Consider the following 13,546-nt stretch of genomic DNA (forward strand, 5'->3'; position numbering starts at 1 on the left):
ATGATATTGCAAGGTTAAAATAAACCACAATCCAGTTTACAATTCCAAAATAATTCTGTGTTTATAGACTGTACAACTTTGTACAGTCTGCAAACACAAGAGTTCAGCATTCTTGCACTTAATTTCTAAAGCAAAAATTTCATCACATATTTGCCTTGTGAAGTTGAAAAAACAGCAACAGTCCATCAAAGTATAGATTTAAAAAACTGAAAACTTGTACACATAAGTGTATTGGAATCAAAAAATTATCTGTGCTATTCATGATCGCATTCTATAAATCCAAAGTATCAATAAATTAAAATATAGAAATACAAGGATTGTAGACAACTACCAAAAACTCCGTCAAGTAAGCTACAAAACGGTAACTCAAAAAACACAAATAACAACACAAATAGTATTAAAACTATGTCAACAACGCCAACAGAATATAAATACTACCCAGCCCTATCGGACATAATGAAGCCTGAAGATCTTCCCGATTTCTTAAGTTTTATTAAAGATGGACTACAAAGTGTCTTTGATAAAATGTATTACAAAGACTATCAAACTTCTAAAAGTACTTCAGGAAGTAGCGCTTTTTATAGTTTAGATATTATCAGTAGAAAAAAATTAGCTTTAGAACTACCTGGAACTGGAGTTTTCTTCGTTTTAAATCCTGATTATGAAGATTCAAAAATCTCTTCTTTTCCAGTCACTGTTTTTTGGGAATGGGAAGTAATGCGCTATCTAAAGTATTTCAACAACAATAGCTTTTCATTTTCCGTAGAAGATTTTTATGATCTTGCCCTTACAGTTTTAAACATCTCTGAAGAACAAATTATTCAGTTAGCTATTAACACTTTTGTAGTTCAAAGCAGTCCGGCACTTTCAAAATTTGGACAGCTTGTTCAGGATATAAACAGATTATACAGCACTACGATTGCAATTGATGAATCTTCAGAAAATAAATTACAAGAGCTAATTGTACAGATTAATCTTTTAGATAAAAAAGTCGCTCCTGCTATATTCTCTTTGTATTTATTATCAACAGATTTATCTGAAACTAAAGCCAAAATCAAGACCTTTTTCTCTTCTTTCATTCCTAATGATATTGAAGAATACATTAAAAAAATTATAACTCCTAAAGCGAGAGTAACTCTTGAATTAGCAGCTGCAATTGAATTTCCAAGAAAAATGTTAGTGCCTTGGAAAAATGATGGTAAAGAAAGAGATGAAGATGAAACGCATATAGCCCGATTTCAATTTGCAAAAGCTCTCCTGTATGCTGATACGCAAGAAGGAATGGGTTACAATCTAGAGCTAGCAGGAACTTTATCTCCTAAATATTGCGAGATTGGAAAAACGGGTATGCTTATTCAAATTGAAAATTTAAAACTCGATTTAAGCAAAAAAACAAACATTCCAGAAGCTACTACAGATGGCAGACCAAATGATTTCGTGGGAGTTTATGCCCGCGCTGTATCTGTAACTCTACCTTCAAAATGGTTTCATGATTACACGAAAGAAGGACAAGGAAGTACAAGCACAACATTAAGAATTGGCGCATCTGATTTATTGATTGGAACAGGCGGAATTTCTGGAGATATTTACCTAGAGACAGTTCCTGTGCCTACTGGCGTTTTTAGTTATTTCGGCGATAAATTCGATTTTCAGTACCCTCTTTCGATGTTGCAAAGGAACGAGGAAACAGATGTTGTTGAAATTACACAAATTGCCGATTACAATGAATTGCTTGATTATTTACAAGAATTTAGCGCTTCGAGCACTTTGCCATATCCTTTCAGTTACCCTTTAACATTAACCACTAAGTCTACATTAGTATCTTCAGAAGTTAGCCCTTCTACTATTTATACTTTTAAGAATGCTAAAGAATACCAAGCCTTTTTATCAAAACTTGCACCAGATAATACACTTTGGAAGAAAATTGGTAATCCGAATCGTGGGTTTGAAATTGGTTTCAACAAATTTGATATTTCTTTCAAACAAAACAAGGTTATTGGATCTAATATCAAGGGACAATTAATTATAAACAAATTAAAAAATCCTGACGGAAGTTCTTTCCATGCAACATTGGAAGGTCACTTATACGACGACGGTGACTTTAACCTAACCGCTTCTTTTGACAAAGCAAGTGAACCAAAAGCCAATTTATTTGGTCTAGTAGATTTCGATTTTCACAGTTTTGAACTTGGAAAACAGGATGACGATTATTATGTAGGAACTTCTTGTTACGTGTCTTTCCCTCAAGGAACATTAATGAACAAATTGGCAAAAGGCCAAGGTTTTGATGTTGAAAAACTTCGCATTTACAGCGATGGAAACATTGAAGTAGAAGGTGGTTCTATTCCAATTCCGATTAATTTATCTGTAAATCTTGGACCAGTTCAGATGGCGGTGAGTAACATCAACTTTGGTTCAACACAACTTAATGGGCGTAAATATAATTTCTGGGGATTTGATGGTGCCATCAGTGTCAATCCATTAGGATTAGATGCTCGTGGTGAGGGTATTAAATACTATTACAGCACCGAAGAAGGATTCAAAGATTCTTTCATCCGAATCCAAACTATCGAAGTCGATTTGATGATTCCTGGAACAGCTTCAGAAGAATCTGCGATGGCTATTATTCATGGTATGATTTCGTTACCTCAGCCAGGAGAATCACAAGAATTCATGGGAGAGGTTTCATTAAAGTTACCAAAAGCAAAAATTACAGGGAGCGTAGGAATGCGTTTTGCGCCTAAATACCCTGCTTTCTTAGTTGATGCAGGAATTGAATTGCCTACAGGTATTCCGCTTGGATTTCTTTCAATCACAGGTTTCAGAGGTTTATTAGGATTTAGATATGTGGCTACTAAAAAAGCGGCTGGATTAACAACCGAAAATTCTTGGTACGAATTTTATAAACATCCAAAAGCCGGAATCAATATTAGAAAATTCAGCGGACCACCAGATTCTATGCAATATAAATCACCTTTTTCTATTGGAGCTGGTGCAACGTTCGAATCAACAGGCGGAACTATTTTAAACATGCGAGCCATGTTGTTGCTATCTCTGCCTACTCTATTTTATATTGAGGCAGGATTAAATGTTCTTGGCGATAGATTAGGTCCTATTGAAAAAGATCAAAGTACTCCCCCATTCTTTGCAATGGTTGCATTTGGCGATAATTCGCTTGAATTGGCAGCTGGAGCAGATTTTCAAATGCCAAAAGATGGTGGACAGATTATTCAGCTGCATGCTTTATTAGAAGCTGGTTTTTTCTTCAAAAATCAAAAGCCTTGGTACATCAATCTTGGTTCTAAAAAAGATCCAATTACGGCTAGAATCCTAACCTTATTTACAGCCAAAGCATTTATTATGCTATCGGCTCAAGGGATTGAAGCTGGTGCAAGATTAGACTTTAAACTGCAGAAAAGCTTCGGACCTGCAAAAGTCAAATTATGGGCTTATTTGGAAATGGGCGGAAAAATCTCATTCAAACGTCCTCAAATGGGTGGTTACATTGCCGCTGGTGGAGGAATTCAGATTAAAATCTGGATCATTAATGTTGAAATTGTCTTAGACACCATCTTCTCTGTAGAATCATTTAAACCGTTTTTAATTTATGCAAAATTAGAATTAAGTGTACGTGTTAAGCTTGGCTTCGTTAGAGTACGTAAAAATTTCAAAATAGAACTGCAATGGGATATCAACAGAATTGTAGATAGAACACCATACAGTCCGTTGCCTAAAGGTACATTTGGAGATGCTAATGACAATAGAACTGCCGATTCTGTTAAAGGAGTGCACATGCTTACAAATGAAGCTTTCTTGCTTGATTATTTTGATCAGATGCCTAGCCCTACTGCTATTTCTAAAGTGATTCCGTTAGATACTTTCATCGATATTAAAATGACGAAAGGAGTATTGCCTAACACTAGTCTTTCTAAAATAATTGGTGGATACACGGCAGATGCGAAAAATTACACTGATTTAATGCCTCCTGAAGCAACATCAAAAGCAGGTAGAAAACTTCGTCAGGTAAAACACCAATATTCAATTGAATCGATTGAATTACTTTCTGCATATGGAAATACTTGGGAGGCTTATCATCCTTTTAAAGCGGTTGTGGATTCAACTTCCAGAGATCTTGTAAAAGATTTGCCTTGGGCACAATGGCAAAAAGTAATCGATCAGTACGATAGTATTCGAGTTTTAGCAACTAATCCATTTTCATACTTAAGTGCAGGAGAGCCTGGCTGGCATGTTCCCGAACAATTCGGAATTACGCCTTCTAAGTTATTCTGTGTCTCTGATAGCATTGAAGCAGAATATGTCAACTTTAAAAATAAAAAAATAGGAAAACGTTATTATGTACCTACTCAATATGAAGCAGATAGAATCAATGGTCTGTTCTTTAAACTCGTTGGTGAAACTCCTGAAATTGTGGATGGCAAGCTTTCTGAAGGTGATTTTATGAACATTTCTGCAGAAAGCAATCCTTTTGGTTTTAGAAGATCGCTTTCATTCAAAAATTATAATAAACTGGAAATTATTTTCCCTGAATCTGCCATTGAACCAACTTTAAAACTTACAACTCAGGCAAAAACAGTAAACATTCGTGCTTATACTTCATTTTTTGAAGAAGGAGATAAGTTGTCTAAATATAAAGAAGTTAAAATATGTAAGGCTAAAAATTCGCCAGCTTTATATGAGATCGCTTACACTAAAGCTGAACTGAGAGCGCCAATTACTTTATTTGATGAAAACGGAGATATTTTATCGAAAAATAAAATTGATAGAATTGTTATAAGTCCTGTGGCTGCAAATGCTGACGCTATTTTAGATGTTCGAAATAAAATTGCTGCGTTATTTAATGATACTTACGCTTCAGCTGATGGAGAGTTTGTTGTGTCTGAACCAAGCGATATAACCGAATACAATCGTTTAATGACGTTATTGGCAGAATTAAAAGCTGAAGCAGGTAACGACAATCCTACTGGAACTTCTGAACCGTTGACATTTACTCGTTTTTATGGTTATAACGAAAGAGCTCTTTTTGCCTTTGATAAAGTTTTCAAATACAATGATACTTATTTAATTTCATTTCATCCAACACCAAAAACTACGGTTATCGCACAAATTGATGCAAAAGGAAATCTGTTGAGAGAGCGTTTATTGAATGGTTTGGTAACATCGGTGCAAGTCGTAAATAATAATTTATTGATTACTCATGCTTTAGATGCGACTCAGTGCAAAGGAATTGGAGAAGCTGTTGTAAATGATAGTTTTATTGTGGGCTGCGTAGCTCCCGCCGCTACAAATGCCATTATCGAACTTGATTCAGAATTAAACAGAAACTCTGGAATGCAGTATATGAATACGTATTCTGAAGGTTTCAACAAGCTTATTTCATTGCCAAATAATGAATTGCTTTGGATTAATACTTTAGAAGACGGAACTCAAATTAACTGGGTTAACGGCACCGATCGTTCTCTAGTTCGTCGTGTAAAAGTAGCCGAAGTGGCGATCAAGGTTCTTCAGCATAATAGCACTGATTTCAGTTTGATCACCAAGAACAAAAAAGTCATTCGTTTCAGCATCAATACTAGTACTAAAGCGATTACAGTAACGGATACAAAATTGGTTTCTGAATCATCAATTGTTGAAATTACAGATGCAGTAATTGCAAACGACAAAGTCTTGCTTACGGTTAAATTGGCAAACGGAAAATTCGGATTGGCTCAAATTAACGGAACTGCTATTACAGTTGTCAAAAACGATACAATTTTTGATTCTGCAATTTATTTGTCAAACAAGACTTTGGCAGACAATTCTGTTATCGCCTATAATGAAAAATACCTGTTTGTGTTTAATACTTCATTAAACCTTGCAAGATTAATTGAAAGAGGAAACTCAGCTGATAAAGCCTCTATTATTAACATTCAAAATGAGCCTTCGGAGAATAAAATTCTAATGCTTTCTTCGAAACAAAATGAAAAGGGAATTTATTTCTCTTTATTTAATGACCAATTTGACAACTGTTCTTTATATCCAAAAGAAACTGTTTCGGTTGTTACGTCTACATCTGCTTTAACAGATTCGACTGCGACTCATACAGACTTAGGCAGCACCGTTAAATTGGAATATACAAGAGGAACAAAATCTTCAAATTTATTGACAATCAACGCTGTTATTTGTTCGGCTGGAGGAGATTCTGATGATGATAATGAAGTAAACTATAGAACTAATATTCAAGAAATTGGATGGTTAACTAGGGAAAGTGCGATGCATAATTTAACTATTCCGGGTCCTACCGCTGTTAGTGAAGATAATCAAGCAATGGAAGCTGCGATTCAAAATACAGTTCAACCAATTTGGAGGCCAAATTCAACTTATTGCTTAAAATTTACTCTTACTGATAGAGTGGATGATAAAAACACAACTACATTCGATTACTATTATGGTTTCAAAACATTAGGTCCTGTAGGTCATTACCCTGTTCCAGATCCTGTGGCTCCTGCTGGACAAACAGTTGTAAAAAATGAATTGACAGATTTATCAAAATCGCCATTGACTTCATTAAGACAATATTTAGATTACAACCGTTCTTACCCAAATGCTGATGGAAGTTTATTATTATCTAAACCTTCATTCTACGGAAATGAGCAATGTAAAGTGTCGTTGTTCTTTAAGAATCCTTATGTGTATCACATGCTTAAAGAATGGGATACGTATGACAGCAGAGCAAAAATTGATGGTGCTTTAAACCTTATCATTAAAGACCCTTTGAATGATGTTCTTATTCCGTATCCATTGCCAACAGAAGCTACGCCATATCCTAAAGCAGAAAAGGGCAATACAGAATGGGTTGACGATAACGATCCTAGAATTCCTTTGAATATCCAGATGTTGAAAAACATGATTAAAGGAAGTCCTGACTTGAAATGTACAATTACAATTGGAGATGCCTTAAAACCAAAATCGTATGGATATGAGGTGAAATTAACAGATCTAAAACCTTCTAAATTATATACTGTTTTAGCGAAAAATTATTTTGATAAAAATCAAAATGGAATTCCAAATGATAATGAAAACATCTTAGTACACCAATTTGGTTTCCAAACCTCTCGATACAGAGATTTTGCAGAGCAAGTAAACAGTTATGTCCTTGACCAAGCCGAAGCAAGAAAAGCTTTGTTTGATGTTCCGTTAAGTTTAAGTGAAGATCAGATTACATCTTTAAACAATGTTGTTTTTGGAAATGATGACACTTTGAGCAATTCATTAGCATTAAAATATCAGCATTTATTTGATCGTGCTTTTGAAGGAATTTTAAAAATGTCTCCTCTTGATCCTGCTCAGTCTACAGAAGTTAACCGAATTGTCAATACCAATACTGGTGAGGTCGTAGCACTTTTAGTTCGTAATCCGGAGCCATTCAATATTCCTAAAATTCCATTGGAGGAAATTAAAAATACAATTTCAGTAGTCGACGATGCTGGTGTATCCAAAGCAGGCTATAAAGCATTGCATTCTAAAGACTATGCTCAGGTATTAATTATGAATGACAGCAAAAAAATTACTGATCAAAATTTAAATATCAAGTTCGAATACAGAATGTGGAATAATAACGGATCTGTTGAAGCGCATTCAACGCCATTAACAGTTCGCGCTGCTGAGCCGGTAACTTTAACTATTGAAAATATAAATCTTTAAAAAACAATAAAAATGAGTTCTATAAATCTTCAAGAAAGCCAATCCTCAGGTTGCGAAACGTACATCGCTATCGTTGTCGATGAGTCGGGTTCGATAAATGGCAATGAAGCGCAGCAAATACGAGATGGGCTGACTTCATTTATCAATTCTCAAGCTCAAAGCAAAATTACACTTTCATTAATCGGAATGTCTAATAGCGACAGCAACTCAAGATCAGAGCATGTTATTCAAAAAAGAATTTCGGGAAATACTTCGAGTTTTTTAAGTTGGATTAACGGTTTTGGTTCAAGATCAGCCAGTCCTCAATCTGATCACTGGGCTTCTGGTTTAGAAGTTGTAAACAACTTAACAGTAATTCCAGACGTTGTTGTGGTTGTTACAGATGGTTTGCAGGTCAATGATACCAATTTGCTGAAAAATTTATATCAAAATCTGGATGATAAATCACATATTTTTGTTTACGGTGTTACAAGCACCGTAAACAATGCTTCCGAGTTGGTAACACCTATTACTAACTTCTTAGGAAAAACACCTGTACTAAAAAATAACGGTCTTTCTATTCTAAATACAGACTATATCAGGGTTCCTGATTTTAGCACTTTAGGAGCAGAATTAAATCAGTTAAGCAGTGATTTATCAGGCGCACAAATTGGGTGTTTGTCTAATGTCAGTATCGCTCAAAATAAATTGGTTTATCCTGTTTTAAAGAAAGGACTTGCCGTACGCGAAAGCGCTGGAACTTTGCTTCTAAAAAACAAAAGCCGTGTTCCTCTTACTCTGCCTGCCGGAATACGAATTCACAATGCAAGCAATCTAGGCGGATTGGTTTTCAGACTTGAAGAAACTGTTGTTATTCCTGGTCTGGGCAGCGTAGAAGCAAAAATTAGAATTGACGGAACTCCTGCTGCAATGGCCACCTACAATGCGTTAATTGTTTTGCCAGGCGTTTCAAATCCTAGCAATTTAAAAATCAGTTTTGCTGTAACCAAAGAGGTTTATATAGTTGATCTTAACTCAAGTAAGACTGCTTTGCAATCTACAAGTTTACAGATCGCTGCAGCAGGTTCTAAAGGTATTGATAGTACAAAAGGAATTCATCTTCGTTGGCTTTTGGCTGGAGAATTGGGAGCAAACCACCTTCCGAAAGGGGATTTATATACAGGCGGTACTACTAATTTTAATAAACCTGATGATTTCGTAAAATTATATCGAGCGCCTTACACAAAAGTTGTCCATAAGTTAGATTTAACAAAAAAACCTCAAACTGTTGATCGTAATAAAGCATTATGGGTTTATAAAACTCCTGCTCTGCAAAGATCAATCTATGTTTATTTCAAAAACAAAGCAAAGTATCTTTTAACATATGCTAGCATTAATCCAATGACAGACCCATCTGGTTTTATTGCAGCTTATGGAAATGAGATTATTGAGATTGAAAATAAAAGCGAATTATTTTTCGCTGCCGAACTTAAATTTAATGCCGTAGAAAGCGCTAGCATTGTTAAATTAGAAACATTATCTGTTGCTGAAAATAGTATTGCTGCATCAAAAAGAGTTACAAATCGTAAATCCTATTCTTCGGCACAAGTCAATCCAATTCGTGTTATAGCTGAAAATGGAAGAAGCATTCGTTTTAAAGCAAATAAATGTTTGTTAAGCGAAATCAATTTTGAATTTTATGGTGACTTTATCCAAAAAGCAAATACAAGCGGCAATTGGGATTTAAAAGGAAAATATGCTTTAACGACCACTGATTCTAAAGCTTTTGAACAATTAGAGCCAAAACTGAATGCTGTTCACAGAAAGTGGTTAAAATTTAATGATGGAGAATATGTAAACGTAAATAACTACAAGGATAAATGGAAACGTACAACAGATGACGATGATAAAAACATCAAAGAAGTTATTGAAAGTTACATCGAACTAAGTCGTGATGGTACAAATCCGACTGCAAAAGAAACGGTCAAATTTCAAGAGAATATTCCTGCCAACGAACCTGAGCCAGGAGAAGAAGCAAAATTTGAAGAAAATTCAACTGAAATTTCTAATCTTGACTTATTGAACATTGCTGCAAATGATTATCATATTGCGAGAATGTTAGGTTTAGGATGCATCGATATTGATGAAGCAGTTCTTTCAGGCGAATTTATTTATCTAACAGAGTACGTTACATTTAAGAATTTAGAAGGCGGTGCGACTCCAAAAGAAGTGCAGCATCTTTCTATGAGTATTCCAACTTCTGTAAACACAGAGCGTTTGCCTCTTCCTGTACAATTGAGTAAATTTTTACCAGGCCTTAATGCAGGTTCTGATGAAGACGAACAATCTGCAAAAATTACAGATCCTAACGGATATAGTTTTGATGGTAAGAAAAGATATGTGAGTCTGTTTATGAATGACATCGCTGATTACAGTGTAAATACTGCTTTCTTCGATTCTACTGACGAATTTGATGGAACTTCTTTTACATTCCCAATCTATGCCGGAGTTGATTACAAATTTAAAGGTGAAGGAAATTGGCAAAAACCAGAATTAGCTTGTGACACAGCCTATTCTAACGTTACCAAAGACTTAGCTACTGCTTCTTTCGAGCCTGCTCCGATCATTATACCTGAGTCTGGAAAATCATTTTTGAATGTTCGTCAAGAAAAAACAGGTTTACAAACGTATGTATATCAAGGTTATGGCATTAATATTTTCTCGAGAGCAACATCTGGAAGACAATTAGAGATTACTTCTGATATTAAACCAAATAATACCCTATTGCCTCCATCTGGAATTAATTCTTTACTTATTACAGAAGAAAACCCATTGATGTTTACTTCGATGAGTGAACAGATTAAACTAAAAACTCTTTTAGATAATGCATCAATAACTGATAAGACGTACATCCGACTTCTTTTTGAATATTATTCTGCTCAGGAATTGTTAAGTTACAGCATTCCTGATGGTATGACTAAAGAAGATGCTTTACTTTCTGATAAAATTTATCCAGACAATGAAGAACTGTTTGCTGATTATTTTAAACTTTATTTTAGAGATAGTCTTCCTCAAATTGAACATGCAAAAATTAAAAACATTGCCGACAGTTTATCAAATGAACTTACTTCAATTATTAGAATTACCGAATACAAAATTCTAAGCAGTGGCGAAGACATTAAAATTAACTTAACCGATGCCAATAAAAATAGATTTATTGGAGGTCTTTTAACCGTTGGCGATCAAAACTATATCATTCAAAATATTACTGTTGCAACTACAGCTGGAAAATTTGAATATGCAGATATTGAAGTACTTAAAAAAGAAGTGAGCGAAAGCCTTCTTTCTGACGGAGATGCAACAATCGATTCTGAACAGATCAGGCAAATCAAAAAACCGGTTAACGAATTATGTTCATTGGTTGAGAATATGTTAACGCCTGCAAACTGGCGTCAGCCAAGTCCTATTGGTCTGCAGGTTCAATTACCGCAAGTTTTAAAAACTGTACATAGAGAGATTGTTTTACAAAAAGACAGTCAAGGAAACGACACTTTACAGGTAGAAAAAACACGAGGAATTTGGAATGATAAAGTAGAAATTAAAAAAGTTCTGGAGCAAGCTTTTCAGGTAGATCAAAAAGGAGAATATATATTAGATAAAGATGAGAATCCAATTCCGCTTCCAGAAGGAGAGAAAAAACATTTTGGTCTATATGAGCTTACTTTCAAAGGATTAAAATTAGCTCAGCACCCACAATACAATGCAAACAATGGACATTCAGTTGAATGGGCGAATGGAACTGTGCGTTTGTTTACTAAAAGCTGTTTTGATGGCTCTAATCCTATTCCGGTAAAATCTAGAAAAGAATTTAAAGTTGTACGTGCAGACAATATTGGAACAAACCAGGATTTAGTTTTAATAATCAATGATCCTAATTTTAAAATTAAAAAAGACGGAACTCAAGAACTGGATCCGACTTATGATCATATCCTTTTTCAAGAAAATGTACAACAGAAAGTAAATTATTATCCAAGTTACAAAGTATATCTTTTTGCAGATACTTCAAACGGAATTACAGCAGCAAACATTCAGCCAAGAGAAGGAGAAAGTACACACTATTCAATTTTTGGAATTAGAAGTCATTCTAATGCTTATGATTATGATTCTAAAATTAGTGTTCCAGCTCCAATGTATGCGGTTAGAATTGAAAAACCTATAAAACCTGAGGATGTAAAAGGAGCTTTATATGCCACAAGACCTGACTTTTTCAACAGATCAACATACACCTTTACAACCAGATATACGCACAAACCATACGGAATGCTGCATTACAGAGCAAATGATCAGGCTTTGTTAAACGCTTTATACGAGACAGCAACAATTGCTAGAATTCGTGAAGAGCTTAGTAAACTTGGTGGAAACAATGAAGTGTATTTTACTAATAGATGGCAAAATTTCTTAGACTTTAACGGATTACAGAATAAGGCTAATTATGAAACTTACCCTCCTGCAAGTGTTTCTGAAGAAAACTACCGTTTCCCAGTTCCTGACAGTGAATTATTAAAAGGAGAGATTAATGAATTTATCAAATGGCATAATACAACACAAAAGCAAACTGTTCCAAAGATAACTGCTTTAACTGCGCTTAATCAAATTATTATTCCTAAAACAGCAGGAATCGAGGAAGACTTATTGGCCATTCATTTTATTGAACAAGTGATTCATGCCGCTTTTGTACCGTTAACTGAAGTACCTGTTATTTATGATTACATTAATGATAATGATTATGTACCTGTCAATAAAAAGCAAACCATTAAAGACAAGAACGGTAATATTTTAAAATATCCGCATCCTGATTTAGACATTGCACCAATGATGAAAATCACAAATGCAGCTCAGTTTAGAACGCAGTTTACAGATTTTAATCTAGATGGAAATTCTCAAAACATTTATTTCTATGGTGTTCGCGAAATGGATATTAAAATGAATTTCAGTGAGTTCAGTACTTTCCTGGGACCCGTGAAACTAGTTCCTTCTAGCCCACCGCAAACACCAGAGATTAAGAGAATTATGCCTGTTTTAGAAAATCAGGTTTTAGGAATCAAGCCTTCTATTCAAATCGAATTAAATGCTTACAAGTCAGAATATAACATTAGAAAAATAAATATCTATCGTGCAAAAAACATGCTTGATGCACAATCGATTAGAACGATGACTCCTGTCAAAGAAATTTTGATTAATGAGGATACTTTATCTACTGATTTTAATAGTGTTTGGACGGTTTACGATGAATTTGAAGATTTAGAAGCTGTTCCTTTTGGTGATGGTCTTTTTTATAGAATTACGGTTTCAAGAGAAATTGAATACGCTGATCCGAGTTCGACTGATCTCAACCCGATTATCAATATTGATTATACACCATCTCAGCCATCAAAAATTACAGCTACAATAATTGCTGATAATACCGCTCCAGAATCTCCAGAATTAACAGCTACCGGCGTTCCAACTGGAGAAAATGAATCTGTATTAAAACCAGTTGTATTTAGTTGGGAAAAAACAGTTCACAATGGTAAGTATCATTTGTACAAAATGAATAATCAAGGAAACTGGGATAAAATTCAAGAGAAAATTTCAAATGAAAACGTAGTGACACTGGCTTTACTAGATACCAAATTGAATATCGACGAATTAACTATTAAAAATAGTGATGATGAAAGAATCTACCATCATTTCAAAGTACTTGCTGAAAACTCTTCAGGCATGTTTAGTAGTGAAGAAAAAATTCTAACCCTATAAATTCAAAAAATGAATCCCAACGAAGTTATTTGTTGGGATTCAAAATCAAGCTAATCAAAAATAATATTTA

At 34.6% G+C, this 13,546-nt stretch carries 2 protein-coding genes; both read left to right on the forward strand.

Translation table 11 applies throughout. From position 1 onward, the window contains the following. Nucleotides 1–405: 405 nt before the first annotated feature. Nucleotides 406–7,701, forward strand: a complete 7,296-nt coding sequence (locus L1276_RS12910) for a hypothetical protein (protein WP_253788394.1) — start codon at nt 406–408, stop codon at nt 7,699–7,701. A 12-nt stretch (nt 7,702–7,713) separates the two neighbouring features. Then, nucleotides 7,714–13,476, forward strand: coding sequence for a VWA domain-containing protein (locus tag L1276_RS12915; protein WP_253788395.1), 5,763 nt, complete (start codon nt 7,714–7,716; stop codon nt 13,474–13,476). Nucleotides 13,477–13,546: the final 70 nt, after the last annotated feature.

The sequence above is a fragment of the Flavobacterium sp. HSC-32F16 genome (genome assembly GCF_024171645.1).
GTDB lineage: Bacteria > Bacteroidota > Bacteroidia > Flavobacteriales > Flavobacteriaceae > Flavobacterium.

Bases quoted from the DNA above. Each gene is read 5' to 3' on its own strand.
- L1276_RS12910 (WP_253788394.1), top strand. From the start codon at position 406: ATGTCAACAACGCCAACAGAATATAAATACTACCCAGCCCTATCGGAC.
- L1276_RS12915 (WP_253788395.1), top strand. From the start codon at position 7,714: ATGAGTTCTATAAATCTTCAAGAAAGCCAATCCTCAGGTTGCGAAACG.